This is a genomic window from Caecibacter sp. AF58-12pH5A (assembly GCF_027681725.1).
In the GTDB taxonomy this organism is placed as follows: domain Bacteria; phylum Bacillota; class Negativicutes; order Veillonellales; family Megasphaeraceae; genus Megasphaera; species Megasphaera hominis.
In genome coordinates this window covers 162547-189434 of record NZ_JAQDBC010000002.1, presented here as the reverse complement: position 1 = coordinate 189434, position 26888 = coordinate 162547, and the positions used below count along the sequence as shown (strand labels likewise).

At 50.6% G+C, this 26888-nt stretch carries 26 protein-coding genes; 3 read left to right on the top strand and 23 right to left on the bottom strand.

The features are described 5' to 3' along the window. Positions 1-80 precede the first annotated feature (80 nt). The 15 genes from PGX44_RS02125 to PGX44_RS02055 all read right to left on the bottom strand — a co-directional run bounded on the left by PGX44_RS02125 (position 81) and on the right by PGX44_RS02055 (position 13795). A complete protein-coding gene (locus PGX44_RS02125; RefSeq protein WP_186504507.1) occupies positions 81-587 on the bottom strand; it encodes a shikimate kinase in 507 nt (168 codons plus the stop codon). Further along, positions 577-1410 carry a shikimate dehydrogenase family protein gene (locus tag PGX44_RS02120; protein WP_186504508.1) on the bottom strand — a complete coding sequence of 278 codons (834 nt, stop codon included), beginning with the start codon at positions 1408-1410 and terminating at the stop codon, positions 577-579. Before PGX44_RS02120 ends, PGX44_RS02125 begins: the two co-directional genes overlap by 11 nt. After that, entirely contained in the window at positions 1407-2264 is an 858-nt protein-coding gene (gene pheA, locus PGX44_RS02115) for a prephenate dehydratase (RefSeq protein ID WP_498854069.1), read from the bottom strand. The genes PGX44_RS02120 and pheA overlap by 4 nt, the downstream gene beginning before the upstream one ends. Before the next feature lie 5 nt (positions 2265-2269). After that, on the bottom strand, positions 2270-3358 hold the full coding sequence (aroC, locus tag PGX44_RS02110) for a chorismate synthase (protein ID WP_498854068.1): 1089 nt from the start codon (positions 3356-3358) through the stop codon (positions 2270-2272). A gap of 3 nt (positions 3359-3361) precedes the next feature. Further along, a complete protein-coding gene (gene aroA, locus PGX44_RS02105) occupies positions 3362-4645 on the bottom strand; it encodes a 3-phosphoshikimate 1-carboxyvinyltransferase (RefSeq protein ID WP_498854067.1) in 1284 nt (427 codons plus the stop codon). Further along, positions 4642-5715: a 3-dehydroquinate synthase gene (gene aroB / locus PGX44_RS02100; protein ID WP_498854066.1), complete on the bottom strand. Its 1074-nt coding sequence runs from the start codon at positions 5713-5715 to the stop codon at positions 4642-4644. Before aroB ends, aroA begins: the two co-directional genes overlap by 4 nt. Next, a complete protein-coding gene (locus PGX44_RS02095) occupies positions 5696-6577 on the bottom strand; it encodes a prephenate dehydrogenase (RefSeq protein WP_498854097.1) in 882 nt (293 codons plus the stop codon). Before PGX44_RS02095 ends, aroB begins: the two co-directional genes overlap by 20 nt. Before the next feature lie 24 nt (positions 6578-6601). Next, positions 6602-7621 (bottom strand): 3-deoxy-7-phosphoheptulonate synthase, encoded by a 1020-nt coding sequence (gene aroF, locus PGX44_RS02090; protein ID WP_498854065.1) that lies wholly within the window; start codon positions 7619-7621, stop codon positions 6602-6604. Positions 7622-8060: 439 nt separating this feature from the next. Continuing rightward, complete coding sequence (locus tag PGX44_RS02085) at positions 8061-9230, bottom strand: acetylornithine transaminase (RefSeq protein ID WP_498854064.1); 1170 nt, start codon at positions 9228-9230, stop codon at positions 8061-8063. Positions 9231-9261: 31 nt separating this feature from the next. Next, positions 9262-10122, bottom strand: a complete 861-nt coding sequence (gene argB, locus PGX44_RS02080; protein ID WP_186502816.1) for an acetylglutamate kinase — start codon at positions 10120-10122, stop codon at positions 9262-9264. A gap of 41 nt (positions 10123-10163) precedes the next feature. Beyond that, positions 10164-11108 carry an N-acetyl-gamma-glutamyl-phosphate reductase gene (gene argC, locus PGX44_RS02075; RefSeq protein ID WP_498854063.1) on the bottom strand — a complete coding sequence of 315 codons (945 nt, stop codon included), beginning with the start codon at positions 11106-11108 and terminating at the stop codon, positions 10164-10166. Between the two features lie 175 nt (positions 11109-11283). After that, a complete protein-coding gene (locus tag PGX44_RS02070) occupies positions 11284-12174 on the bottom strand; it encodes a polysaccharide deacetylase family protein (RefSeq protein WP_498854062.1) in 891 nt (296 codons plus the stop codon). 46 nt (positions 12175-12220) lie between these two features. Continuing rightward, positions 12221-12667 carry a hypothetical protein gene (locus tag PGX44_RS02065; RefSeq protein ID WP_498854061.1) on the bottom strand — a complete coding sequence of 149 codons (447 nt, stop codon included), beginning with the start codon at positions 12665-12667 and terminating at the stop codon, positions 12221-12223. After that, entirely contained in the window at positions 12664-13044 is a 381-nt protein-coding gene (locus PGX44_RS02060) for an FAD binding domain-containing protein (RefSeq protein WP_498854060.1), read from the bottom strand. Before PGX44_RS02060 ends, PGX44_RS02065 begins: the two co-directional genes overlap by 4 nt. 22 nt (positions 13045-13066) lie before the next feature. Beyond that, a complete protein-coding gene (locus tag PGX44_RS02055) occupies positions 13067-13795 on the bottom strand; it encodes a suppressor of fused domain protein (protein WP_498854059.1) in 729 nt (242 codons plus the stop codon). Positions 13796-14309: 514 nt separating this feature from the next. On the opposite strand from PGX44_RS02055, the gene gdhA reads away from it, so the two are divergent. After that, positions 14310-15659, top strand: a complete 1350-nt coding sequence (gdhA, locus tag PGX44_RS02050; RefSeq protein ID WP_186502801.1) for an NADP-specific glutamate dehydrogenase — start codon at positions 14310-14312, stop codon at positions 15657-15659. 167 nt (positions 15660-15826) lie between these two features. Here the strand turns inward: gdhA and PGX44_RS02045 are convergent, their stop codons facing one another. The 8 genes from PGX44_RS02045 to PGX44_RS02010 form a co-directional block, all read right to left on the bottom strand. Next, positions 15827-17743 (bottom strand): fructose-1,6-bisphosphatase, encoded by a 1917-nt coding sequence (locus PGX44_RS02045; RefSeq protein WP_498854058.1) that lies wholly within the window; start codon positions 17741-17743, stop codon positions 15827-15829. Positions 17744-17997: 254 nt separating this feature from the next. Continuing rightward, positions 17998-19164 (bottom strand): aspartate-alanine antiporter-like transporter, encoded by a 1167-nt coding sequence (locus PGX44_RS02040; protein WP_498854057.1) that lies wholly within the window; start codon positions 19162-19164, stop codon positions 17998-18000. A 30-nt stretch (positions 19165-19194) separates the two neighbouring features. Beyond that, positions 19195-20439, bottom strand: coding sequence for a pyridoxal phosphate-dependent aminotransferase (locus PGX44_RS02035; protein ID WP_498854056.1), 1245 nt, complete (start codon positions 20437-20439; stop codon positions 19195-19197). 163 nt (positions 20440-20602) lie between these two features. Continuing rightward, a complete protein-coding gene (gene scpC, locus PGX44_RS02030) occupies positions 20603-22105 on the bottom strand; it encodes a succinyl-CoA:acetate CoA-transferase ScpC (protein WP_498854055.1) in 1503 nt (500 codons plus the stop codon). A gap of 17 nt (positions 22106-22122) precedes the next feature. Next, positions 22123-22674: a 2-oxoacid:acceptor oxidoreductase family protein gene (locus PGX44_RS02025; RefSeq protein WP_186502796.1), complete on the bottom strand. Its 552-nt coding sequence runs from the start codon at positions 22672-22674 to the stop codon at positions 22123-22125. After that, the gene (locus PGX44_RS02020; protein WP_498854054.1) at positions 22671-23498 is read right to left on the bottom strand and encodes a 2-oxoacid:ferredoxin oxidoreductase subunit beta; all 828 of its coding nucleotides are present in this window, start codon (positions 23496-23498) and stop codon (positions 22671-22673) included. The genes PGX44_RS02025 and PGX44_RS02020 overlap by 4 nt, the downstream gene beginning before the upstream one ends. Continuing rightward, a complete protein-coding gene (locus PGX44_RS02015) occupies positions 23499-24614 on the bottom strand; it encodes a 2-oxoacid:acceptor oxidoreductase subunit alpha (RefSeq protein WP_498854096.1) in 1116 nt (371 codons plus the stop codon). It lies immediately after the preceding gene. Positions 24615-24632: 18 nt separating this feature from the next. After that, a complete protein-coding gene (locus tag PGX44_RS02010; RefSeq protein WP_498854053.1) occupies positions 24633-24839 on the bottom strand; it encodes a 4Fe-4S dicluster domain-containing protein in 207 nt (68 codons plus the stop codon). Between the two features lie 299 nt (positions 24840-25138). Between PGX44_RS02010 and PGX44_RS02005 the strand changes: the two genes are divergently transcribed. Both PGX44_RS02005 and PGX44_RS02000 read left to right on the top strand, forming a co-directional pair. Beyond that, on the top strand, positions 25139-26032 hold the full coding sequence (locus PGX44_RS02005; protein ID WP_498854052.1) for a LysR family transcriptional regulator: 894 nt from the start codon (positions 25139-25141) through the stop codon (positions 26030-26032). 5 nt (positions 26033-26037) lie between these two features. After that, positions 26038-26847: a carbon-nitrogen hydrolase family protein gene (locus PGX44_RS02000; protein WP_498854051.1), complete on the top strand. Its 810-nt coding sequence runs from the start codon at positions 26038-26040 to the stop codon at positions 26845-26847. The last annotated feature ends 41 nt before the right edge of the window (positions 26848-26888 follow it).

Sequence of the window (26888 nt, the reverse complement as noted above, 5' to 3'; positions counted from 1 at the left end):
TCCATGTGTTGTGACGGTCAGGGAATCGGCTTTTCCAAAACAAGCTGTGCTGTAACAGCCTTTGCCAGGAGCCTGCAGGCTTAATCCAAGCTATTGACGAGTGCAATAAAATCAGCCAGTACTTCATCGATATGTTTATTATTGGCCACGCGGTGATCGGCGGCGTTACGGTATAAGGCAATCCGCTCGTCGTAGAGGTCATATACCTTCTGCTTGCCGTCCTTCAATAAAGGCCGCGTCGATACATCGACATCGCTGACAATGTCGTCAGGCGAACGGTCCAGGAAGAACACCGTACCCGTCTTTTTGAAAATATCTATATTTTCCTGCCGCTTGATGACACCGCCACCACAGGCCACGACAATACCTTCCTTATCAGCCAGGGTCTGGCTGGCCCGGACTTCAGCGTCACGGAAACAATCTTCACTGACGGCAAAGAGTTCAGGAATCGTCTTGCCTTCTTGTTCTACGATGACCGCATCGGCGTCAAAAAATTCACGACCCAGCCGTTTTGCCAGGGCCTGGCCAAAGGTTGTCTTGCCACTACCGGGCATACCGATGATGATGATGTTTTGTTTATTGTTCATAATACGATTCCATCTCCTTTGCAATCTCTTCAATGACCTGTGACGCAATATCACGGTGCATCCATATTTCTTCTGAGCCAATCGCCTGGGCCACGAGCATGTACATGCCATTTAACGTACGTGCGCCGTGGCGCCGGGCGATTTGCAGTATCTGCGTATCTTTAGGATTATAGACGATGTCGACAACCGACGGGAATTGGGCAATGCTCGCTTCTGCCACAGGACAGCCGTTGACATCAGGGAACATACCTACAGGCGTACAATTGACCAGTACATCGCCGCCGTGCGAGCGGGCAAAGGCTTCATAGCTGATCGTATCGATGCCCAAATTGCCGGTAAAGCGGTCGAAATCGGTTTTCGTATGGGGATTCCGGGAAATAACCGTAATCTGTTTTGCATTCCTGTCGGACAAGTATTGGATAATCGCCCGGGCACCCCCGCCAGAGCCGAGGACAACGCAGGTTTTATTTTCTACTTCAATGCCTGCATGCTGGAGAGAACGGCCGAACCCGCAGTAATCCGTGTTGTACCCAAAGGAACCTTCCGGTGTAAAATGAATCGTATTGACGGCGCCAATAGTCCGCGCTTCCCGGGAAATATCGGTCAAAAAGGGCATGACGTCCAATTTGTACGGGATAGTAACATTCGCACCGGTGTAGCCTTCATCACGCAGGCGCTGTAATTCGTTGGGTATATCGTTGCGATCCATTTCGAGAACGCCATAATCATGCTGTCCCTCTACCTGCAGCATACGGAACAGTTTGTTGTGTATCGCCGGGGAGGCCGTATGGCCCAGTTTTGCCCCGATAACTCCTAATTTCATGTGCATTCCCTCCTCGCATCAGCAATGTAGTTACCTAAAATTTTAAAATAATTGCAGTGGTCTTTCAAATTGTGTAACACATGATAGGTCACAGGATCTTTTAGGCTGCCCATGACATCGATGTGAAAGAAATATTCAAAAGGCCGGCCTTTCATGGGCCGTGATTCCAAGTGCGTCATATTCATGGAATTATAAAAGAAATAGCCCAGTACGTGATAGAGCGCTCCCGGTTCATGCCGTACCGTAAGGACCAGCGTAATCTTATCGGCTGTTTCCCGTTCCTCCGGCTGGGCTGCCAGGATAAAGAAGCGCGTATAATTCGTCGTATTATCGTTAATATGGGGTACGAGGACCTCCAGGCCGTACAGGCCGGCTGCCGTCTTATTGGCAATAGCTGCCAAATGAGGATCTCCCGTTTCCTGTACCTTAGCCGCACTCTGGGACGTACTGAAGTACGGATGCAGTACCCAGTCGTCGTGCCGTTTCAGATAGCCCCGGCATTGGTCGAGGCCCTGAGGATGGGAATAGACCTCCCGTATCTCCCCAAGAGCAGTTCCCGGCAAGCCCAGGAGATTATGCTCTACTCTGACGTATTTTTCGCCGACGACGTGGCAGTCAAACTGATGAATGAGATCGTATACTTCCGTAATACCGCCGGTGGAAGAATTTTCTATAGGCACGACACCGTAACGTACCTCCCGCGTCATGACTGCTTCAATGACATCTTCAAAATGAGAAGCATAGACCGGTGTAATGGCCTGGCCTTTAAAATAGTCTTGCATAGCTTCATACGTATACGAGCCGGCCTGGCCAAAGCAGGCAATACGCATGGGCTCTTCCGGTGCATGTATCATAGGGCCTACCTCCCCTTTGCGCTGAGCAGGATGTCGAGCAAGGTCCAGGCTGTAGCCGCTTCTACGACTGGTACAGCCCGCTGGACAATGCACGGATCGTGGCGGCCTGTAATCGAGAGCTCACAATTTTTCTCTGTATCCGTATCGATCGTTTCCTGGGGCAGGCTGATGGAGGCCGTCGGTTTTACGACCAGGCGGAAGACGACAGGCATGCCGTTCGTTATGCCGCCGTTGATACCGCCATTATGGTTGGTCTTGGTCTTGACGGAGCCGTCGTCGTCATAATAAAAGGCATCATTGGCCTCTGATCCTTTCCAGCCGGCCAGGCTAAAGCCGCTGCCAAATTCTACCCCTTTTACAGCCGGAATAGAAAAGAGCATATGGCTCAACTGGCTTTCTACGGAATCGAAAAAGGGATCGCCCAGTCCTGCCGGCAGGCCCAGGGCCATGCATTCAATAATACCGCCCAGGGAGTTCAGCTCTTCCTTGGCCTTCAGAATACGGCTTTCCATCATGGCTGCCGTACCGGCATTGAGGACCGGCAGGGTCTGCTTCTTTAAGGCCGCGAGGGTTGCTGCCGGTTCGCCCGTTTCCCGGAAAGGCCTGTCTTCCACGTCAGACAGGCGGCGGATATGAGCGCCAACGGTGACACCAAAGCCCTGCAAGATTTGTGACGCTACGGCACCGGCAAAGACCAGCGGGGCTGTAAGACGGCCGGAAAAGTGACCGCCGCCCCGGTAATCGTTAAAGCCATGATAGCGTATTTTACCGGAATAATCGGCGTGGCCCGGCCGCATGACATGGCGCAGCTGATCATAATCCTTCGAGCGCTGATCACCATTGCGGATAATAGCACATAACGGAGTCCCTGTCGTATGGCCCTGGAAAAAACCGCTCTGAATTTCAAAGGCGTCCTTTTCTACGCGGGCTGTCGACATATCATTTTTTCCCGGTGCCCGCCGGGCCATCTCTGCCCGTACGGCGTCCCAGTCAAGGGCTGCTCCCGGCGGCAGGCCGTCCAGGACAGCGCCGATTGAGGCCCCGTGGGATTCCCCAAAGATGGTTAAGGTAATCGTTTCTCCAAAGGTATTCATCGGTCATTCCTCCTCGTGACACGCACCGCCTAAAGATGCAAAGTCCTGCCAAAATTCCGGATACGATTTGCGTACACATTCAGCGCCTTCGATGACGACAGGTTCACTGCAGCGGAGCGAAGCAATGGCCAGGGCCATAGCAATGCGATGATCGTTCCAGGAGCTGACGCGGCCGCCGTGCAGGCTGCCGACACCGTGAATAAGCAGGCCTTCCGGTTCTTCTTCTATATCTGCCCCGAGGGCGTTGAGTTCCGTTGCAATAGCGTGGAGCCGGTCGCATTCCTTCAGCCGTACACGGCCGGCACGGATGATGCGGGTCACGCCATGGCCACAGGTAGCGAGCACGGCCAGAATAGGAACCAGATCGGGACAATCTTCTACATCGAGCACACAACCTTCCAGGTCAGACGGGCAGGCTGTTAATTCTGTTTTCCCTTCAACTTGCCCGCCCATTTGCCGGATGAAGGAAACGATTACTTTATCGCCTTGCACCGAATCAGGCCGCAGGCCTGTACAGCAGACAGCCTTACCCAGCGTTCCCGCAGCCAGCCAAAAGGCTGCCTGGGAGTAATCCCCTTCGACGACATAGTGACCGCTGCGGTACGCTTGTCCGCCTGGAATATGGTAAGAGCCATTCCATTCCTTCTCGATTTCCACACCATGCTGCCGCAAGCAGTCAATGGTCATATCGACGTAACTTGCCGATTCAAGAGGCGTCGTACTCTTTACCAGGGAATCACCGGAAAGGAGAGGCAATGTCATGAGCAGGCCCGTGAAAAACTGGGAGCTCACGTCACCGGGCAACGCATAATTACCGGGTTCTAATTGTCCTTTTACGGTCAGCGGCAGCTGGCCCTTAGTCGTTTCATAGGCAATGCCCCGTTCATCAAAGAGCCGGTAATAGGGATCGAGAGGCCGTGATACGAGCCGTCCATGGCCTGTAAAGGTAACCGTATTGCCGCTCAAGAGGGCAGCCGGTATGAGAAAGCGCAAGGTCGACCCCGATTCGCCTGCATCAGCGACAAAGGGGAGTGCCTGCTTTCTAAGGCCGCCGCGAACGCGATACGCACTGCGGTGCGGGTATTCTGAAGAAACTTCTTCAATAGCTGCACCAAAGGACCGTAGGATGCGGCACGTAGCTTCTATATCCTGGGATACAGAGATATTATCTACGACGCTCTCTCCTGCCGCCAGGGCTGCGCAAATCAGGTCGCGGTGACCGATACTTTTAGAGGAAGGCGTAACAACCGTTCCCCGCAAAAACTGCGGTGTAATACGTATATTCATTTTGCCCCCTTCTTTCGTATGAATTTTGGCAGCTCCGATGCATCGAGCGGCAACAACCGGGCCTTGCCGATTTCCTTTAGAATTACGAGAGTCATGTGCTGACCCCGCATTTTCTTATCATTGCTGATAAAAGGCAGCAGCTCTGCCGCGGTGGCATCGACGTCCTGCGGCAGGCCGTACCGCTGCAGCAGGTGGCGTAAGCGCGCCGTCGTCCCGGCCTGAGTCAGGCCCATTTCTTCGGTCATACCCGTGAGCATGGACATACCCGCAGCGACAGCTTCCCCGTGGGTATAGACGCCGTAGTCGTAATACCGTTCAATAGCGTGGCCAATAGTATGACCAAAGTTCAGCACCATGCGTTCTCCCAAATCGAGAACGTCCCGTTCAACGAGGCGGGCCTTACAGGAACAGCAGCGTTCAATGATTTCTTCCCAGTGAGAAAAGATCGATTCTTCATCTACGGCTTCAAGCAGTTCAAATAATTGCAAATCGGTAATGCAGCCGTACTTAATCACTTCACCCAAGCCATCGTGTACGTAGCGCGGCGGCAATGTCCGCAAGAGCTGCGGGTCAATCAGTACGCCCTGAGGCTGGCAAAAGCTGCCGGCCTGGTTTTTGCCGCTCGGCAGGTCAATGCCTACCTTGCCACCGACGCTGCTGTCCACCTGGGCGAGGATACTCGTCGGAATCTGTACGAAGGGCAGGCCCCGCAAAAAGGTCGCCGCAGCAAAACCACCGAGGTCGCCGGTTACGCCACCGCCAAAGGCGACGACGTAATCCATTCGGGTAATGCCCGCTTCTGACAATTGACGATATAATTCCAATAAAGAGGCGGCGGATTTATTCTTTTCGCCTGCCGGAAAGACGATACGGTGTACCGTAAAATTGGCAGCCGCCAGGGAATCTTCCAGGCGCCGGCCGTAGAGACCATCTACGTGGGAGTCGCTGATAACGGCAATATTACGGGTATGGGTAAGACTGCGGATATAATCGCCAGCCCGGTCTAAGAGACCGTTGCCGACGTGAATGTCATATGAATCTTTTCCTAACTCAACGTGTATGTGTTTCATGGATCAGTTCCCTTCTCCGTACAGCGGCCTGTTGCAAAAAGTCACAAATGCCGGTGCGGTTTTCTTCTTGTAAGAGTGTGGCAAACTGTTGCAGGGCCGTGCTGAAGCGGTCTATTTCATACAAAAGATTTTCTTTATTGGCCAAAAACAGGTTGGTCCATAAGGGGGCATTGATATCGGCTACGCGTGAGCCATCGCGAAAACTGCCGGCAATGAAATATTTGGTCATGCTGGTCATGGCCTCGCTGTTTACGAGGGACGTAGCCAGCACGTGCGGCAGGGAGCTCGTATAGGCAATGAGCCGGTCGTGTTCTTCCGGCGTCACGCGGACTACATGGGCACAGCCAAGGGCTTTTGCCATGGCCGCAACGGCGTCGATTTGCGCAGTTTCGTTTTGCGGCATCGGTACAAGTATATAATTGGCATCCCGAAAAATATCGGCACTGGCCATGCCATAGCCTTGGCCTTCCCGGCCGGCCATAGGATGGCCCGGCACGAAGGAGACGCCATCTGGCAGCAAGGCCGCAATCGTCTCTGCTGTATGGCCCTTAATGCCGGCTACATCGGTCAATAAGGCCCCGCGCTTGAAATGATGCCGGTTATCGGCCAAAAAGCGGATCATAATCTGGGAAGCCATACAGAAGATCACCAGATCCGCCTGCCGGAGTGCTTCGTTGCCGCACGTGTAGGCAGCCTCTATGACGCCATCCCGTTTTGCCTGTTCTAAGGCTGCCGTATCCGGATCTACGGCTATAATATGACGTACACCCAGGTTATGTAAGCCTTTGGCATAGGAGCCGCCGATTAAACCTAAGCCTATAATTGCTACTGTCTGATTCGTACAAAAGCCACCGTCTGTCATTACTATCAATTCCCCCTGTTTTCCTTATATTTCCCGTCCGACAATCGGTGCCAGCTGTCGCAGCGAATCCATGAGCTCTGCGAACATGGCCGGTGTAATCGACTGGGCGCCGTCACACCAGGCGTTGTCCGGATCATTATGTACTTCAATCATTAAGCCGTCTGCGCCGGCTGCTACAGCCGCCCGGGCCAGATCAGCTACCATCCAGCGTTTCCCCGTCGCGTGACTGGGGTCGACGATAATAGGCAAATGGCTCTGCCGCTTGACAGCCAGGACAGCGCTTAAATCCAAGGTATTGCGCGTGTACGTTTCAAAGGTCCGGATGCCCCGTTCACAGAGAATAACGTTGTGATTGCCTTCGGCCATGATGTATTCTGCCGACATGAGCCATTCTTCGATAGTAGCGCTCAGGCCCCGTTTTAAGAGGACCGTCTTGTTCGTCTTGCCTACGGCTTTGAGAAGATCAAAGTTTTGCATATTGCGGGCACCGATTTGAATGACATCTACATCATCACTCAGGAAGAGCAGCAGCTTATCTGCCGACATGATTTCCGTTACGACGGGAAGATCTGCCTTTTTACCGGCGGCACACAGCATGTCGAGACCTTTATCCTTCAGTCCTTGGAAGGAATACGGCGACGTCCGCGGTTTAAAGGCCCCGCCCCGCAGCATAGACGCACCGGCGGCAGCGACGGACTTGGCTACGCCTTCGATTTGTTCCGGCGTTTCGATGGAACACGGGCCGGCAATGACAGCCAGTTTTTTCCCGCCTACGCTGACGCCCTTACCGACAGAAATGACAGAATCTTGCGGATGAAAAGCCCGGCTGGCCCGCTTATACGGTACATCGACGCGAATGACCTGGTCGACACATTCATAGCCCTGGAGCTGTTCCATATCGAGGACACTCGTATTGCCTACGAGGCCTAAGACCGTCTTGCTGGCCCCTTTACTGACGTCAATCTGCAAGCCTCTGGCCCGTATTACCTTTATTAACGCATCGGATTGTTCCTTTGTGGCACCTGGTTTTAAAACGATAATCATAGTAAAGCCCCTCGCTTTCTGATAATAAAAAAAGCAGACTCACATGAGTCTGCTTTTACGCTCTTATTGTAGCTGCGCGCTGCTTTTGGGCCCTTATATCCCTGAAGCAAGCAATGACAAGGCTGCCTTGTCTCTCATGTCTGTGTTTGTCTTATTGAATTTGTCGTAGCAAAAATAGCCAGCGCTAAAATAGAGATAGCCCCAGCTAAAATAAGTAAAGACGTATTCAATTGTCTGACGTAACATAGACGTTTTCATGACAATCACCCTTTGCAACCATGTACTTTAAATTTTCGTTGTGGTCATTGTATACCCCTGGCACGAGGCTTGTCAAGGAAATTTTGCGATTTTTTCAACACAATCGTTTAACGCGGTAACTACAGTTCCTTCAGTTGCAACAAAAGGGCTTTCCTGCAGTACAGGAAAGCCCTTTTCGTTATTATTTATCAATGACAGCCTTTACCTTTTCAATGCCCTTTTGCAGGACATCCATGGGGATATTAAGGGGCGGCAGGAGCCGCAGGAGGCCATTGGCCGTGAGAACGAGCACGCCGGCGTCGACGCAGCCATTCACGACTTCGGCCAGGTCTTTTTTCAATTTGACACCCAGCATGAGGCCCAGGCCCGATACCCATTCGACGTTCTGGCAGCTTTCCAGTTCCTGCTTGATGTATTCGCCCTTCTTGGTAACCTCTGCCATGAGCTGGTCATCGAGACGGTCGACGATGGAAATGGCCCCGGCAGCGCAGATAGGGTTACCGCCAAAGGTCGAGCCATGGGTATGGTCCGTCAGCGTATGCTGGCACGAATCGGCGAACATGGTTACAGCAAAGGGCAGGCCGCCGCCAATGGCCTTAGCCGTCGTGACGATATCCGGTTCGATGCCGTATTTCATATAAGCATAGAGGGCACCGGTCCGGCCGTTACCCGTCTGTACTTCATCGATGACAACGAGGATGTCGTGGGCTTTGGCATAGTCTGCTACAGCGTGGACAAAGGCAGGATCCAAGGGGTGAACGCCGCCTTCTCCTTGTACCAGTTCCATCATGATAGCGCAGACGTTATTTTCTTCGGCCAATTTTTTTACAGAGTCGAAATTATCGGCATCGGCATAGACGAAGCCGTCTACAAAGGGACCGAAGTCCTGGTGGAGCGAATCCTGGCCACACGCCGTGAGGGTCGCAATGGTACGGCCGTGGAAGCTGTTTTTCAGGGTAATAATGGTGTAGCGGCCGTCGCCGTATTTATCGTGGGAATATTTGCGGGCCGCCTTGATAGCACATTCGTTGGCTTCCGCACCGGAATTGGAGAAAAAGACCTTTTTCATGCCTGTCTTTTCGCACAGCTTCTTCGCCAGGATAATCTGCGGTTCCGTATAAAAGACATTCGAAATGTGGCTCAGCTTGCCCAGCTGGGCAATGACGGCCTGCTGCCAGACGTCGTCGCAGACGCCAAAGATATTGACGGCAATACCGGCACTGAGGTCGATATATTCTTTGCCGTCTACATCGTACAAGACAGATCCCTTGCCATGATCGAGGACGGCATCCAGCCGGTTATAGACGTTGACAATATATTCTTTATCCATTTGTTCAAATTCGTTATGCATCGTATATGCCCCTTTCCCTGCAGCCTTCATTTCAGGCTTCTACAAACATGGTACCTAACCCTTCTTCGGTCAGCATTTCAATCAAAATAGCATGCGGCACTGTACCGTTAATAATGAAAACACGTTTAACACCGGCTTTGATAGCATCAGTACAGCAGCTTACCTTGGGAATCATGCCGCCGGCAATAATACCTTCTTCTGTCAGGCTCTCCACCTGAGCCATGGTCAGGCAATGGAACAGCGTCGACGGATCAGCCGGATCGCGCAGAACACCGTCAATATTAGTCATGGAAATCATACATTCTGCCTGGAGCGCCCCGGCAATTTCTGCTGCTGCCGTATCGGCATTGATATTATAGGACTGGCCGTGGCCATCTGTGCCGACCGAGGAAATAACGGGAATATATCCATTGGCCAGGCTGTCTTCGATAAGGGCCGTGTCGATTTTGGTAATCTTGCCTACGAGGCCCAATTCCTTATCCTGCTGTTCCACCTGTATCATCTGGCCGTCAATACCGCAAAGGCCAATGGCTTTGCCGCCCAAATCGCCTAAGAGATTGACCAGGTCCTTGTTTACCTGGCCGGCCAATACCATCTGCACTACCTTCATCGTCTTTTCATCGGTTACGCGCAGACCGTTGATGAATTTGGATTCCACGCCAATTTCCGCTAAGACTTCCTTAATGTGCGGACCGCCACCGTGGACGAAAACCACTTTTACGCCAATCAGGTTGAGCAGGACAATGTCTGCCAGGACGGCCTTTTTCAGATCTTCATTAATCATGGCATTGCCGCCGTATTTGACGACGACGACTTTGCCGTTATATTCCTTAATGTACGGCAGGGCATCCCGCAGGATCCGTGCTTTTTGCGCATTGCTTACTGCCTGTATATCGTGATCAGTAAATGAAACATTTGCCATAGCTTTCTCCTTTATTCGCCAACGTTCAGGCCTGTCTTAGGATCGAGGCCCAGCATAATATTCATGTTCTGGATAGCTGCGCCGGAAGCGCCTTTCCCCAGGTTATCAAAGACCGACGTAACGAGTACGCGTTCATCGTTGCCGGTAACAAAAATTTCCAAATCGTCACGGCCGCTCATATCGTTGGCAGCCAGGAAACCGCCCTTATCTTCTCCCAGGGGGCGGACGTGGACGAACGCGCAGCCTTCATAGTGGGCAGCCAGTGTCTCCCACACCGTTTGTAATGTCGGCTTCCCCTTGAGGAGAGCGGTAAAAAGCGGTACTGTCACTTCCATCCCGCAATAGTAATCGTCTACAATGGGAGAGAAAATAGGCTTTTGGCTCAAGCCGCAAACAGCGACGATTTCCTTTAAGTGCTTATGTGTCTGCCCCAGTCCGTATTGCCTTGGCGCCAGGAGGTCGTCTGTTTTGGCTGTTTCATACTGGCTGATCATCTTCTTACCGCCGCCGCTATAGCCGGTCAGGGAAAAACAAGCCAGAGGATACGCAGCCGGCAAAAGCCCGGCTGCCGTCAAAGGCTGTACGCCGGCAATGACGCCGCTGGCGTGGCAGCCGGGGTTGCCTACGCGGTCGCTTTGGGCAATGCGCTGTGCCTGTGTCCGGGACAGTTCGGGAAAGCCATAGACCCAGCCCGGTGCGGTCCGATGGGCCGTTGACGTATCAATGATGCGCACTTTTGTTTCTGCCGCCAGACTGACCGCTTCCATCGCCGCCTGATCAGGCAGGCAGAGAAAGGCAATGTCAGCAGCAGCCATGTATTTCTTTACTTCTGCCGGTTCCTTACGCAAGGCTTCAGAAATCTGCAGAACTTCTATATCCTGTCGCTCAGCCAGCCGTTCATAAATCCGTAATCCTGTAGTTCCTGAATGTCCATCAATAAAGACCTTTGTTTTCATATGTGCACCTCGCAATAAAAAGAAATGGCTGTTTTTTAATAATATTTTATTGAATTTTTATTCATTATAAGTTTTTGCCCGCCATTTGTCAAGGAAAAATTAAAAAACACACCAAAATCCTCCAGGTTTTCCATAGCGGTGCACCTGAACGGACTTTGGTGTGTCCTTACTGTCCTTACCAGCATGGTGGAATCGCCGTCGTGACCACGCGGAAGGTATAGCCTTGTTCCTTTAACAATTTGATAATTTGCGGCAACGCCTTTACTGTCGCTTCATGGCCGGCACCATCATGCATGAGAATGACTAAATGGCTTTGCAAATATGGCCGCTGCTGCAGCTGTTTTTTGAGATTTTCGACGGACTTTGCCGCCGTCTTTCCGGTTCCATCAGCATCACCAGTCAGCGCATTCCAGCCCACTTCAATATACCCCTGAGCTCGCAAGGCATCCCAAAAAGGCCGCGTAAAATGGCCAGCCGTACCGCCCGGAGCCCGGCTGATGATGGGACGGGCGTGGATCACCTGATAAATGAGGTCTGCCGTTTGGTTTACTTCCTTCATATAGGCTGCCGGTGAAGCATAAATCCTATCGTATACATGGCTGTACGAATGAATGCCAATGGCATTGCCCGATGCATAAATGGCCTTGACCACTTCCGGGTAGCGCTCTACATTTTTCCCCGTTAGAAAAAACGTTGCATGAATATGCTCATCCTGCAAGACTTTAAGAATAGCCTCCGTGTTTTTATCGCTAGGTCCATCATCAAAGGTAAGATATGCCACATGATCGCCATACCAATAGGGACGCGTACCGGCGTACGTTACGGGCAGCCCTTTATGCCGGCGCTGCTCCAATGTATACGCATCATAAACAGGCCGTTCATTCGCCTTATCAGGCAAAGAAAAATCATCACCCAGCCAGGCCACAGCGGCTTCCTTGACCTGGACAACAGTCCGCGCTTCGGCATTTCCTGAAGGGGCCGTGGTATCTTGACGGGTCGAAAAGAACCAGGCTGCACAGGCCAGAAAGAAAATAGCCAGTACACCGGTCAATAATTTTAGTTTCACCCTTGCTGTTTCCTTTCTGAATACATCCTTGCCTTTATCTGTCGTACTATTTCTTTGTCACTTGGCTGTTCTGCCGGCTATAGCCCTTCCAGGCCTTTTTAATCAGGCTGCGTACCATGTCGATTGTCAGCTGGCGTCGCTCACTTTCGGAGCACGTACCATAGTTGCCAAATTCCAGTTCTTCACTGACCATGTGGGCTACATTTTCCCGGGCTGCCAGTCCCTTTTCCGTCAGTTCGGCGCTGGCATTTTCTGCAAGCATGGCCAGGCCCGGGCGACCGCCGATGACGATCTTCCAGCGTTCCTCCTGCAGGGATACGGCACCTACTAAATGAGGGATCTGGCCCGGCTGCGTACGGCAGGCCGTATAGGCCGTATAAATAAATTCCCGGGCAATGACCACTTCCGTAATCATTTCCCCCATAGGCGGACAATATAAATAATCGTTAAGTCCCATGCGCCCCTTATCTTGCAGGACGACGTCGACGGTCATAGAGAGAGCAACAGGGGAATCAACACAGAAAAATGCGGTTTGGACGCTAACAGGCCGCCTATAGTAGCCTGGCGTTTTAATTCCGTATCGTTCCACTCTTTCAGGCTGGCTGGAATAACTCCGCCTGCCAGGGTACGCAATAAAGGCGACGTTTCTAACTCGGCCATGGTCGTCATGGCGCCAATGGCAATCTCATCGCCTCTGTCTTCTATATAATTCAAGCCTGCATGCTTCAAATCTATTGCTAAGGTATAATGTGCCTGCTGACGCTTTAATGATTGAGAGCCTGCCACTAAAACAGCTGAGTTGACTGTCTTATAGGCGCTGTATGCTTCAGCAGGTGTCTTTGGCACAATAATGCCATCGCTGGAGACCACAGAGATCCACTCCTCTCGTAGATTAAAATCCTGTCAATGTTGCCGTATCAGGCCGTTTTACGTTAAGCATAAAGGAGCCATCTGTACAATCCAAGATATGATCCAAAAGCGTATCCGGCCCAATTTCATCATACAAATCCAGTTCATCTTTATACAACAGAACTGGCATCAATATCTGCACGACAGCCCCGTCGGCCATGTGCAACTCACCGAGCTCTCCTTCAAACTGCACGATCAGGACACCGCTCAGTTCCGTATCCGGAGCAAAGGTTTCTCCATTTTCCGAATTGGGCAGAACAAAGCCATAGGACATCCACAATTGGTGTACATGAGGAAACTTAGCCAGCGAACGCAGCATAGCCAGTGGCCAGTTGTGCTGGGCCGACACGTCTATCTGTCCATTTTTTTCTATAGGCCAGTCGGCCGGCAACATGATGCACAGTTCCCCGTAGGATTCCCGGCCTTCGGGCATTTCCGGACTGGCAGGATACTTCATAGGCGCCGCGCTCATGCCCAGTGTGTAGACCAAATAAAAGGGCTCCTCCTCTGTAGGGTACATCACTGCCAAATCGACCGGTAAGGGACAATCGGATTCATCTTGTATAATTACGCACTGTCGTGCTGGAAACAGGCCCTGAAAATGAGCCTGCACTTCGTCTGTATATTCACGATGAATCAGGGACACCCGCTCTGTCAATCGATCATTTAGGGAAAAATAGCAAGCTGCCTTGCGGTTACTGTCAGTATTCATCGTTACCACTCCTTAGTATACTCACTTTGTATTATACCATAGAGTTCCCCTTTGGTAACACCCGTTCTATTTTCCTGTCCCAGGGAATTTACGTTTCCCTGTCGTGATCTGCAATCGTTCTCGCGCTATTACAATTCGTGTTTCTAATATTTTTTACTATATAATGTTTTATTTATATTATACCTCTATTTATTTCAAAAAAAGAGGCAGTAACATACACTATTGCTATTTATAGCAAAGTAACATAACACGCTCCCTATATATTCACATAAATCATGTAAAAAATAATTTTAAGGTATATGTCAGTACTTGTTTTTATTTTTTCAAAAAATATCATCATATTTCATTACTCTTATTGAATTTATTTTAAATTATTAATTTATCATTCATTTTACGTAATTTATTTTCACATTGCGGTATTTGCAAAAAAAAGAAAAAGTGTTATGATAAGGCCGTAGAGAGAAGTTCGAGGTAACCTATTAAGTCCAAATTATTTTAAATGAGGTGATTATTTATGAACCAGTATCTCGCATCAGTAATTGAAAATGTAAAAGTAAAACACGCTAACGAACCGGAATTCGTCCAGACCGTAGAAGAAGTATTATCTTCGCTGGAACCGTTAGTAGAACGTCATCCTGAATATGAAAAATACGACCTTTTAAATCGTATCGTTGAACCGGAACGCATGTTTACATTCCGCGTTGTTTGGGAAGATGACAACGGCAAATTCCATACGAATACAGGCTATCGTTGCCAGTTCAATGGCGCTATTGGGCCATATAAAGGCGGTCTCCGTTTCCAGAAGAACGTATACCCCGGCATCATCAAATTCCTGGGCTTTGAACAGATCTTCAAAAACTCCCTGACGGGTCTTCCTATCGGCGGTGCTAAAGGCGGTTCTGACTTTGATCCGGCTGGCAAATCCGATGCAGAAGTAATGCGTTTCTGCCAGAGCTTCATGCAGGCTCTGTATCGCTACATTGGTCCTGATATCGACGTTCCTGCTGGTGATATGGGCGTTGGTGGCCGTGAAATCGGGTACCTCTTTGGCGAATATCGTCGTCTGAAAGGCGTTTTCGAAAATGGCGTCCTCACAGGCAAAGGCTTCAGCTATGGCGGTTCCCGTATCCGTCCGGAAGCTACAGGCTATGGTGCTGTATATTATCTGGAAAACGTCCTCAAACATGATGGCGAAGATATTAAAGGTAAAACCATCGCCGCTGCCGGTTTCGGTAACGTTTGCTGGGGCATCTGCAAGAAAGCTGCTGAATTAGGCGCTAAAGTTGTTACCCTGTCCGGTCCGGATGGCTACATCTATGATCCCGATGGCGTTACGACAGAAGAAAAGATTAACTACCTCCTCGAAATGCGTGCCAGCGGCCGCAACGTCGTAAAAGATTATGCTGATAAATTTGGCGTCGAATTCCATGCCGGTGAAAAACCGTGGGGCGTAAAAGCCGATATCATCATGCCGTCGGCTATGCAGAACGACGTTCATATGAAAGAAGCAGAACAGATTGTTGCTAACGGCATCCGCTACTACATCGAAGTTGCCAACATGCCGACAACGAACGATGCTCTGAAATTCTTAATGGCTCAGCCGAACATGGTTGTTGCTCCGTCCAAGGCTGTTAACGCCGGCGGCGTATCCGTATCCGCTCTGGAAATGAGCCAGAACAGCGAACGCCTCGTTTGGACAGAAAAAGAAGTTGACGATCGTCTCCATGAAATCATGAACACGATTTATCAGAACTCCGTTGACGCTGCAGAACGGAACGGCTTAGGCTACAACCTCGTAGCAGGCGCTAACATCGCCGGTTTCGAACGTGTTGCTGATGCTATGTTGCAGCAAGGTGTATTCTAATACCTAACCACCTCATAATATAAAAAGAAGCTGTACGAAAAGGAGTCATCCTTTTCGTGCAGCTTCTTTTTTGTCTGCGTCCGGACGCCGGATCCGCAGCGGCTGCTTCTGGGAGAAACCAAAGAAAGCCCGCCCCAAACGGGCGGGCTTTCTTTGGTTTTATCTGCTTAATTGGCTTCTTTTCGTTCCATAATGATGCCATCTCTGTAGGCCTGCAGCAGGGCTTTTAAGTCATCGATCATCTGCAAAATCTTTTTGCCATTATCTGTATCACCGATCATGACGCGCTTAGGTTCCAGTTCGACCTGCATGGAGTCCGACTCCATATCGGCATTGGTCCGCAGCACCTGGTCTACATCCTTGAAGGGATAGTGCGATTTAATGCGTATACCGTGGGAATTGAAGATAAGCGTATAGCCGGCAATACCGGTAGAATTCTGATAGGCTTTGCAAAAACCGCCATCGATGCAGATTTCCTTGCCTTCTGCACGAATAGGGCTTTCGCCTTTCTTTACTTTGACCGGTGTATGGCCATTAATGATGTGGCCCTGCGGCGAATCGATGCCGAATTCATGCAGGATTTTGACGCATTCATCCTTATCGCGATTGAGATGGAAATAGGCATTTTCCGGTTCTTTCCACGTGCTTTGATCGGCAATATAGCTGCGTTCAAAGGTCTTTACGACGCGGCCGGAAACGGGCGAATCAGGACCGCCCCACATATACCACATATAGTCGAGGCTTTCCGTGTCCCGTTTGAGGAAGGCCTGACGGGCTACGTGATCGGCATGATCCATAAAGGCCCGGCCTTTGTAGGGACGGCCGTCAAAATAGATTTCCTTAAAGCTGCCATCGTCATTGAGCGGCAGGCTGCCGTGGAAAAGGAGATTGTTATTGAAGCAGCGGTACATGGAGCCATGGCTGTAGAGGAAGCGCATATGCTTTTGCAGCCGTTCGCTCTGCATAAATTCATTTTGAAGCTCCGTCATGATGCAGTGTTCTTCCGGCGAAAGCGTGTAGGGATCGGCCGGATTAAAGGTCGGAAAATCCGTCGTCGTCAATTCATACGTACCGGAATCGAGGGTCACTGTCCCCGTTGTCAAATCGATTTTGTGGAATAAGAGGCGATCGTCCATATTGTATTCCGGGTGGCGGAAAATGACCTGCCCTTCCAATTTGAACAGCATGGCATTAATCGCCTTGACCATAGGATCGATACCGTCATCATGGGTATAATTCTTCAGGGCAAACAAGGCCAGTGGCCGCAGACTAATACCATAGCCGCTTTCCAGGATTTCCATATTATGGTAGCGCACATTGTTGCGCAGCACGTTTGCAATGCACGCCGGGCTGCCCGCTGCAGCACCCATCCAGAGGATATCATGGTTGCCCCATTGAATATCGAGGGAATGGTGCTGCATGAGGTTATCCATAATCTTATCGGCATGAGGGCCGCGGTCGTAAATATCACCAATAATATGTAAATGGTCTACAGCCAGCCGTTTAATCAGGGCTGTCAGTGCGTAGATAAACTGGCGCGTACTGCCTGTTTCCAACATGGTATCCAAAATCTTGGAATGGTATACCGAACGGTTTTTATCTTCATCGACCTGGGCATGGAGCAATTCATCGATGACGAAGCGGAAGACCTGCGGCATAGCTTTACGCACCTTCGAACGGGTATACTTGGACGACAACAGCTTGGCCAGGCGGATCAGCTGATGCAGGGTCTTGCGGGCCCACTTATCGTTCAGTTCCCCTTTCCGGCTCATGAGGTCCAGCTTTTCCTTAGGATAATAAATGAGGGTCAGGAAATTATCCTGCTCTTCCTGCGTCATAGAATGGTTGAATAGCATTTCTACTTTTTCCCGGATAACGCCGGAGCAATTATTCAAAATATGATAAAAGGCATCGTATTCCCCATGAAGGTCGCTCATAAAATGTTCCGTCCCCTTAGGCAAGTTAACGATAGCCTGCAGGTTAATGATTTCCGTAAACGTCGCTGCCTGCGTCGGATATTCCTTCGCTAAGAGCTCCAAATACCTGATATACTGATCTGAGTATCCCTGATAATTTTCCGTCATCCTGTATCACCCTTTTTCTCTGGTATCGTTTCGTTGTATTCGATGTATCATGCACGTTTTTCATACTCTTCCATTGTACATGATATTTGAAAAATAGACTAGTATCAGGCGCATGTATATGACAATATTTATTTTTCTATTTGAATTCGTTTTATTAGTATATGCTGTTTATTTTTATTTTATAATTAAACACACACGTGCCACCATGGGCAGCACGTGTGTGTTTTGTTGCAGAGAGTGTGTTTGAAGTATATTCAAAGTATCGTTACCAATAGCTGACACGTCAAAACGAGTGTCAACAGGGCTAACGGATACGTTGAAGCATAGGCGGCAGCTACGTCGTCACACTGGGACTTTTCTGCCAGTGCCGCCATAGCCGGCGTAAAGGTCATGCTGGCAGCATTGCAGGCCAGGCAATTCAACAAGGGCAGCCGCAAAATACGTGTGCCAAAGAGAGCCCCAAAAATCATGGGAATCACGACAAGAAGCATACCAATAAGTACCAGTGTCATTCCATTTTCCATGATGATCCGGACCATACTATGGCCTCCTTGTGTACCGACGCCGACGTAAAACAGAAACAGGCCAATTTCTTTAATCGGATCTAAAATACTTTTACTTACATGCATATCAAAGGGGCCAAGATGCCCAAAATGCCCCATAAGAAGTGACACGATGAGCGGACCGCCTGTGATTCCCAAGGCAAACTGCGCACCATGGGGTAAGGGAATCGTAAAGGCGCCGACAACGACACCGACAACAGATGCAGCAGACAAGCAAAAAATACCTTGTGGGTCGACCTGCAATACCCGTTTTACCTTCTTAGCCAGTTCCGACGGAGTAGCCGGCGACTTTATCTGTATCAAGCTCCGTTCATAGGCCATATCCGCATGAACGACTTTCGGGTAAACCTGCATGAACAGGACTTTAAACAAGGCTGCCAAGGGGTAAATGATTCCATACCCCGTAACGACATAGGTCACGGCATCGCTACTGGCGGCCACGACTTCCCTGGCTGCCGACATGCCCGGTGTCGTCGTAAAGGCACCGCTCATCATGCCGACAGTCAATTCCGGCCGCACGCCAAACACGGCTACAATAAGCGCACAGACGGCCGCACCGGCACCAATAGTCAGCAAGCAAAGACACGAATATTTAATGCCGTTTTTTCTGAGACTGGCAATAAAGCTGGGGCCCGCACTAAGGCCGACACCGACAATAAAGATAATGAGGCCTACGTTCGTAATCCCGCTGGGTATGTCTACACCAAAGTGACCTGCCACCAAGGCTGCTACGAAGACGCCTACCGTTCCCAAATTGACTCCATTGACGGTGACATGACCGATAAGGTAACCGGCTACACCGATAACGAAGATGACAAGCAAAAGCATCCCTATATCACTCATAACAAAGCTAACCATCTGAAGCCCTCCCTTCCCTATACGATTCGGTCACTCACCGGCCGCGATAAACGCTTGTTTCATCGCACTTGCGACGCCTTTCATTTTACGTTCCGATACAGAGCACACGGCAAAGCGCACACCCATGGCCAGAGGGCCGGCAAAGATCAATGAGTCAGCCAGCTTATCACATACGAGCGCTGAATTTTTAGCCGGAATCGAAATGAAGAAGCCTGACTGATACGGCAAGGCAGCCAATTGGCATTCTTTAGCCTCGGTCATAAAGACAGCTGCGCGGCGACGGATTGTTTCATAGAAGGCATGGCGTTCTGCCTCAAACTGCCGGCATAAGGCCGCATCATTTTGGATCGTCGTCAATAACGTCATGGCGCCACGGTTGATATTCGACCAGGCAGCCCGGGCCGAATACAAGACGACATCGTTAAATTCATCGATGACGGACGTATTCGCTGAGATTCCCACTAAGGCCCCGGCCCGCTGGCCATACATGGTATATCCTTTAGACATGCTAAACGCCAGCATAACAAAGACCTTATCCGGCAGGGAAGAAAATTTTTTCATAAACCGGCGTACGTCATTTTTTTCACCGGCATAATCGATATATGCAATATCAACGAGAATGCTGATCCGCTTGCCCTGGCCGGCTTCCTTGCAGGCAATAGCCAGTACGGCATCCCAATCCGCTTCAGAAAGGCCAAAACCGGTCGGATTGTGGGCCGGTGTATTTAAGATGAGCAAGAGGGAATCCTGATGCTGACAAAGTTCCCTTACCTTTTCTTCCAAAGCGGCTATATGGAAATGACGTGTATCGTCAAAGAGAGGAAACGTCGTCAGGTTTCGTCCGATTTCTGAACACAAGGCACCATACGCATCCCAGCGCCAATCTGTCGTCAGTACATAATCGCCGACGTCAGAATAATTTGCAATAGCCATATGAACGGCACCGGTGCCACCAGCTGAAGCCACAGCTGCCACATAGGCATCCGGTCTTTGGTCTGCAAAGGCTGCTTTCAAGACAGCATCTCTATATGCCGGCAGGCCGACGGGAGGTGCATAACAAATAAAGTCACGCATCTCCATAGAGCGGAAGAGTGTTTCTACAGTCGGTATACAGGCAACGTTTCCTTCATCATCGGCAAAAGCTCCCAGCGTGCCATTGACAACCCGTTCTTTTCCATACGCAGCGATCGCAGCCTGTACCTTGGCCCCGGCCTGAAAAATAACATCATTTAATTTTTTTCCTTCCCGTGCAGGACTTGCCATATACATAGTCATTTTGTAGCGCCTCCCATTATTTTTATTTAATTTTTATGCATTTGTAATTATTAATATACGTTTTTTAGGCATAAAAAATACAACCTGACGATTGCTTGTATAAAAAATCAGAAGACAGGGGACAAGAGACACTTTTCTCATCCCCTGTTTTCCTTTCCTTTTTTTATATTTTCATACTGCCTGTTTTTTTAAACCGTTCGTGCCACGACAAAGCTTCTGCAAGGATGTGCGGTTCATGATCGCCCTGTGTCGCTGCAATCGCCCGGTCAAGGTACTCTGTCAGCTGGTCCTTATAATCCGGATGGGCACAGTTGGCAATAATCGTACGGGCCCGTTCTACCGGCGACAGCCCCCGTAGATCGGCCAGTCCTTGTTCCGTACAGAGAATATCCACATCGTGTTCCGGATGATCTACGTGAGAGCACATGGGAACGACAGCGCTGATAGCACCGTCTTTGGCGGTCGAACTGGTAAAGAAGATGGTCAGGTACCCGGCCCGGGCATAATCCCCGGAGCCGCCGATACCATTCATCATACGCGTACCATACAGGTGCGTCGAGTTGACGTGCCCATAGATATCAAATTCTACAGCTGTATTCATAGAAATAACACCGAGACGGCGGATCACTTCTGGATTATTAGAGATTTCCTGCGGCCGGATGATAATTTTCTTGCGATACGTATCGATGTGGTCATAAAAATGCTTGAGCCCTGCCGGTGAAGCGGAAATAGACGCTGTTGAAACGGCATCGGCCTTGCCGGAATCGATCAGTTTCAGCATACCGTCCTGGAGCACTTCTGTATAAATAGAGAGATGTTCAAATTCACTTTGTATAAGTCCCTGAATGACCGCATTGGCAACAGAACCGACGCCGGATTGGAGTGGCAGCAGATTCTTTGGCAAGCGTCCGTGCCGTACTTCTTCACGGAAGAACGCCAGGAGGTGATCGCCCATGCGCTGGCCATTTTCGTCTACCGGTTTGAAAGAACGGGGCGCATCGGGAATATCACTGCCTACGATAGCGGCTATTTTGTCCCAGCCGCAGGTAATCCACGTTTTGCCAATACGGTCGCCTGCATGGCAAATGGGAATGGGTTCGCGTGCCGGCGGATTGGCTACTTCGTAGACATCGTGCATGCCTTCCAGGCTGAGCGGCTGGGTCACGTTCAGCTCTACAATCACCTTATTACAGGCGGCAATCATGGCTGGCGTCGTGCCGATAGACGTAGCCGGAATGAGGTTGCCCTCTTCCGTAATGGCGACGGCTTCTACAATCACTACGTCGGGCCGGCGGATGAAATTCTGGCGGATCAGCTGGGCAAAGACGCTGACATGATAGTCTGCATAGGCTACGCTGCCATCGTTAACCTGGCGGCGTAAATCCTTATTCGTCTGATAGGCCAGGCGCCGGGAAATACCGTGGACCCTGGCTAAGGCACCGTCGACTTCATCGCCTAAAGAGGTGCCGGCATACAAGGTGATTTGAAAGGGCTCCTTTTCCATCCGTTTAGCTAGGGCCAGGGGCACTTCTTTAGGATACCCTGCCGGTGTAAAACCCGAAACGGCAACTACATCGCCTGGATGAATAAGCATGGCGGCTTCTTCCGGTGTCATAACCTTTGACAGGTAGTTCTGATTACGTATACGCGCTGCAATGTCGATCATATGAATCCCTCATCTCTTTATTTTATTAGCGCTTGGGCTGCAGCTACGCCGGCGTCATAGGCTTTTTCGTTGAGCGGGCGCAGCTTTGGCTTAAAGTGGTCGAGTACTGCTGACTTTACAATAGATAAACTTTCCACCTTTGTCAATGCTGCAATAGCTCCAATGGCTACAACATTAGCAGCCAGGGTATTGCCCGTCACGCTTTCAGCCAGCTCTGTCAAGGGAATGGCATATACCTGTCCGCTCGTTTTCGGTATGTCATGCACAAAACCAGGATCGACTAAGAAAATACCTTGGGAGGAAACATCCTTGCAGTATGTATCGGCTGCTTCCTGGGACATGGCCAGGACAAAATCCGGATGCCGCACAGTCGGATAATCAATCGGCCGGGTGTCAATAATCAATTCCGAACGGCATGCACCACCCCGCGCTTCCGGCCCGTAGGAACGGGTCAGGACAATTTCCTTATCATCTAGGCCGCCGGCCGCTTCTGCCATAATATCGCCCATGAGCATCATGCCCTGGCCGCCGGAACCGGCAAATCTCATTTCATAGTGATCGTGTGTCATACGTCTGCCTGCCTTTCTGCTGCTTCTTTCAGCTGTTCATACTGCGTGGCATATTCCGGCCGGTCGGTACGATTGACGAAGGTACCGAGAACCAGTTTTCCCGCTACTTCTTCCGGTTGCAGCTTCTGTGCCTGAGCCAGCATGATGGACTGGTCTTTAAAGTGCTGCAGCATCTCTGCCGGTCCGCCTAACTTATTCAATCGGCCAAACAGAGTCGGGCACGAGCTCATGGCTTCAATAACGGAAAAGCCCTTATGCTGCAGTCCTTTGGTTATCTGATCTGTCAGCATCTGTACGTGGTATACGGTTGAACGGGCTACATAGGTGGCACCGGCTGCCTGGGCCAGCTGGCACAGGTCAAAGGGCGCATCGATATTGCCGTATATGGTCGTCTTCGACTTGGCCCCCGTTGGCGTCGTCGGCGAATACTGGCCGCCGGTCATACCATAGTTATCATTATTATAGATAACCGTCGTAATATCGAGATTACGACGGCAGGCATGAATGAAGTGGTTGCCGCCGATGGAAGCGCAGTCGCCATCACCGGTAACGACGATGACGTGCAGCTTGGGGTTAGCCATTTTAACGCCTGTCGCATAGGCTAAGGGACGGCCATGGTTCGTGTGGAGACCGCAAAAATTCAGGTACCCGTTGGCCCGGCTGGAACAGCCGACACCAGCGATAACGACGACCTGATCCGGGTCAATTCCCGCTTTGTCAACAGCCCGGATCAGCGCATTGGTCACAATCCCATTGCCACAACCGCTACACCAAATGTGGGGCAGCTTATCTTGCCGTAAATATCTGTCATAGACATGTGCCATTTAGAGTTCCTCCCTTAAACCGGCCAGAATCGTATCAGCCGATAAAATCACGCCATTATTTTGATTGATCATGCCTACAGGTATTTTCCCTGCGGCTTCCCGCACCATATGATAGAGCTGGCCTTCATTCATTTCACATGTAATGACCTTCTGCGCGCCCTGGCAGAGCTCTGCCAGGCGTTTTTCCGGGAACGGCCACACCGTAATGGGACGGAACAAACCAGCCTTCACACCTTCCTTGCGTATATCATCAATGGCAGCCTTGGCAGAACGGGAAACGATCCCTGTAGAAACAAGGAGAATGTCCGCATCGTCTGTACGATATTCTTCGTATCGTTCAATCCGGGAGAGATTGTTTTCAATTTTTTTGTGCAGCCGTTTTACAAGATACGACGTCCGGTCTGGATTATTGGTCACCGGGAAACCCGTATCATCGTGAATCATGCCGGTAACAAACCAGCGGTAGCCGTCACCAAAGGAAGCCATAGCCGGAATGCCCGTGCCATCATCAGCATAAGCCTTATACTCAGACGGCGGACACGACGGACGCTTGCGACTTACCACTTCATACGTGGCCGGGTCGGGAATCTGAACGCGTTCACTCATATGGGCCAGCATGGCATCACTGAGAATATACACGGGATTACGGTACGTTTCGGCCAAATTAAAGGCACGAATCGTTTCCCTGTACATTTCGCCTACAGAATTGGGAGCAATGGCAATAATCGGATGGTCCCCGTTGGTTCCCCAGCGGGCCTGCATGATATCGCCCTGGGCCGGTACGGTAGCAACACCCTGGCAGGGGCCCTGACGCATACAGTCGACGAGTACCAAAGGAATCTCTGCCATAATGGCATAGCCCAGGTTTTCCTGCATAAGGGAAACACCGGGACCGCTCGTAGCCGTCATGGCCTTAACGCCGGCCGCTGAGGCACCGATAACCGCAGCGATCGACGCCAGTTCATCTTCCATCTGCATGTACGTCCCCCCTGCCTGGGGCAGTAATTCCGATGCCAATTCGGCAATTTCCGTAGCCGGTGTAATAGGATACCCGGCAAAAAACCGCATACCTGCCGCCAGAGCTGCCCGTGTACACGCTTCATTGCCCGTCATGATTTCATATTTTTTGCCATCTCAGTTTCCTCCTAACATTCTGATTGCAAAATCAGGACACCGCAGTTCACACAACATACAGCTTACGCAATCATCAGGCCGTGCAAAAACGGGCTTCCCAGCTTCATCCGTATCCAGAACGGATTTAGGACACAAGGCGGTACAAATACCGCAACCTTTACAAAGATGACGATCCAACACAAACTCTTTATGTTCCCGTGCCATCATACGTTACGCCTCCTCAAATTTACCTTTTTGTATTCTTGTTTTTCCTTTTGCTCATAGTATAGCCGTAAAACAGGCATAGTAAAAATACAAGAATTTCATAGGAAGTATCGTCATTTTTTATACTTTGGCCTCTTTGTTACTGCTTTTTATGGTTATCTTCATATGGATTTTACAGAATATAACGCGTATAATAAGCTCAACCGCTTATCTTTTTCCGCAACGTAGTTGCCTCGCGTAGTGTTTCCTGTAAAAACACAAAAGAGAGAAATTTCTCTTCAAAATATACAAAGGAGATTTCTATGAACCTGGAAACGTATCGTAATTTTGTCAAAATCATCGACGCCGGCACGATTTCCGCCGCGGCCCGGGAACTGTGTATTGCCCAGCCGGCCTTAAGTCATCAGCTTAAGACCTTAGAGGAAACGTACGGCACAGCCTTGGTAAAGCGTAGTGCCCGTCACATTTCCCTGACCAGTGCCGGTCATATTCTATACGAGCGGGCCAAGCGCATGTGCCTCATGGAACAGGCAGCGCAGGAGGAAATCCACGCCTGTATTGAAGGCGCGCGCGGTACACTCCATTTAGGCCTGACACCGTCGTGGCCCGATTCGGAATTAGCCGACCTGCTCATGGTCTTTGGCAAGGCCTATCCGCACATTGACTTTGATATTTGCGAAGAAAATTCAAATCAGCTCTTAACCCTGTTGGACCAGGAACGGATTGAAGTGGCCATTATTCGCCGGGCCGCTCCCTTGCCGCCGCGTTTTACTGCGCCTTACATGGTGGATGAACGGCTGATGATTGCCTTTCACCAGGATCTGCCCGGCCTGTCTGCCAAAGCAGGCAGCCTGCCAGTAACAGCCCTGGAAGATATTCCCCTGGCCATTTCCCGCGGTTTCCAGCAGAAGATAATAGACATCTGCCAAAGTGCCGGCTTTACACCGCGTATCCGCCTCGTCTCTGCCTCGCGCTACCTGCCGTTACGCTGGGCTCTGTCCGGCACAGCCGCCGCCGTTTTCGTCGGTACGGCCCGGCCGGACCAGTTGGCCGAAGAAATCTGCTGCTGCCCCCTTATTGGTCCGGGACTGGAAACGCGGCGTATGATAGCAGTCAGGCGGGAACAGGCCATGTCGGCTGTAACCCGTGTATTTCTCCAATATTTGCAAGAACAGCTTGCCCCTGCAGAGGAGTGATTTTTATGACCCGTATTGCCTGTGCCCAAATAGCTATGAGTACCAGCCAGGAAGATAGTTATCAAAAATCCTTAGACTATGTCCGCCGTGCCGCTAAAGCTGGTGCGGATATCGTCTGCTTTCCCGAAGGTCAGCTCAGCCAGTACATTGCCCAATATGCCGGCCTTTCTAGTGACGACTTTGCAATTTCCCGTACCCATCCGTATGTGCAGGGTTTTTGCCAGGCCTGCCGGGAACATCATATAATCGGCGTCTTTTCTCTTGCCCTCAGAGAAAAAGACCAGCACATCTATTCAGACATGCTGGTCATCGACGAAACGGGGGAAATACTCATTACAGCAGCCAAAAACCATATTGTCCGGGCGCCTCATTTCTATGAGCAGGATTACTTTACGCCGGGAAACGACGGTTTTCTCGTCGCCCCCACCAGTGCCGGACGCATAGGCCTCATCGTTTGTTTTGACCGTCATTATCCCGAAAGCTTCCGTTCCCTGGCCCTGCAGGGGGCAGACGTCATCATTACGGCTGTAGCCAACGAAACGAGTGAACCTCGTGATGTCTTTCAATGGGAAATGCGCATTCCGGCCTTTCAAAACAGCCTCTATACAGTTATGATTAACCGCACAGGCCGCGAAGGCATGATGGACTTTTGCGGCGAAAGTCTCGTAGCCGGCCCGGATGGCAGCGTCGTTGCCCTGGCCGGTACAGGGGAAGAATTGCTCCTGGCCGACCTGGACTTCGCTAAAGCCGCTGTTCTGCGCCGGGAAAAGCAATACCTGTCGTTACGCCGGCCGGGAATCTGTGCCCTGCCATAAAAAAATTCCAAGTCTGCCTGGGCAGACTTGGAATTTTTTCT

Coding starts and splice junctions, on each gene's coding strand:
- aroA (WP_498854067.1), bottom strand. CDS start 4,645: ATGAATATACGTATTACACCGCAGTTTTTGCGGGGAACGGTTGTTACG.
- PGX44_RS02045 (WP_498854058.1), bottom strand. CDS start 17,743: ATGACGGAAAATTATCAGGGATACTCAGATCAGTATATCAGGTATTTG.
- PGX44_RS02005 (WP_498854052.1), top strand. CDS start 25,139: ATGAACCTGGAAACGTATCGTAATTTTGTCAAAATCATCGACGCCGGC.
- pheA (WP_498854069.1), bottom strand. CDS start 2,264: ATGATACATGCACCGGAAGAGCCCATGCGTATTGCCTGCTTTGGCCAG.
- aroC (WP_498854068.1), bottom strand. CDS start 3,358: ATGAATACCTTTGGAGAAACGATTACCTTAACCATCTTTGGGGAATCC.
- scpC (WP_498854055.1), bottom strand. CDS start 22,105: ATGATCGACATTGCAGCGCGTATACGTAATCAGAACTACCTGTCAAAG.
- argC (WP_498854063.1), bottom strand. CDS start 11,108: ATGAAAACAAAGGTCTTTATTGATGGACATTCAGGAACTACAGGATTA.
- PGX44_RS02125 (WP_186504507.1), bottom strand. CDS start 587: ATGAACAATAAACAAAACATCATCATCATCGGTATGCCCGGTAGTGGC.
- PGX44_RS02000 (WP_498854051.1), top strand. CDS start 26,038: ATGACCCGTATTGCCTGTGCCCAAATAGCTATGAGTACCAGCCAGGAA.
- PGX44_RS02055 (WP_498854059.1), bottom strand. CDS start 13,795: ATGAATACTGACAGTAACCGCAAGGCAGCTTGCTATTTTTCCCTAAAT.
- PGX44_RS02120 (WP_186504508.1), bottom strand. CDS start 1,410: ATGAAATTAGGAGTTATCGGGGCAAAACTGGGCCATACGGCCTCCCCG.
- aroB (WP_498854066.1), bottom strand. CDS start 5,715: ATGAAACACATACACGTTGAGTTAGGAAAAGATTCATATGACATTCAC.
- PGX44_RS02020 (WP_498854054.1), bottom strand. CDS start 23,498: ATGGCACATGTCTATGACAGATATTTACGGCAAGATAAGCTGCCCCAC.
- aroF (WP_498854065.1), bottom strand. CDS start 7,621: ATGATTATCGTTTTAAAACCAGGTGCCACAAAGGAACAATCCGATGCG.
- PGX44_RS02065 (WP_498854061.1), bottom strand. CDS start 12,667: ATGACCGTCGACGTCGTCCTGCAAGATAAGGGGCGCATGGGACTTAAC.
- PGX44_RS02010 (WP_498854053.1), bottom strand. CDS start 24,839: ATGATGGCACGGGAACATAAAGAGTTTGTGTTGGATCGTCATCTTTGT.
- PGX44_RS02040 (WP_498854057.1), bottom strand. CDS start 19,164: ATGGTTAGCTTTGTTATGAGTGATATAGGGATGCTTTTGCTTGTCATC.
- PGX44_RS02025 (WP_186502796.1), bottom strand. CDS start 22,674: ATGACACACGATCACTATGAAATGAGATTTGCCGGTTCCGGCGGCCAG.
- PGX44_RS02035 (WP_498854056.1), bottom strand. CDS start 20,439: ATGACTATGTATATGGCAAGTCCTGCACGGGAAGGAAAAAAATTAAAT.
- PGX44_RS02085 (WP_498854064.1), bottom strand. CDS start 9,230: ATGCATAACGAATTTGAACAAATGGATAAAGAATATATTGTCAACGTC.
- gdhA (WP_186502801.1), top strand. CDS start 14,310: ATGAACCAGTATCTCGCATCAGTAATTGAAAATGTAAAAGTAAAACAC.
- PGX44_RS02095 (WP_498854097.1), bottom strand. CDS start 6,577: ATGACAGACGGTGGCTTTTGTACGAATCAGACAGTAGCAATTATAGGC.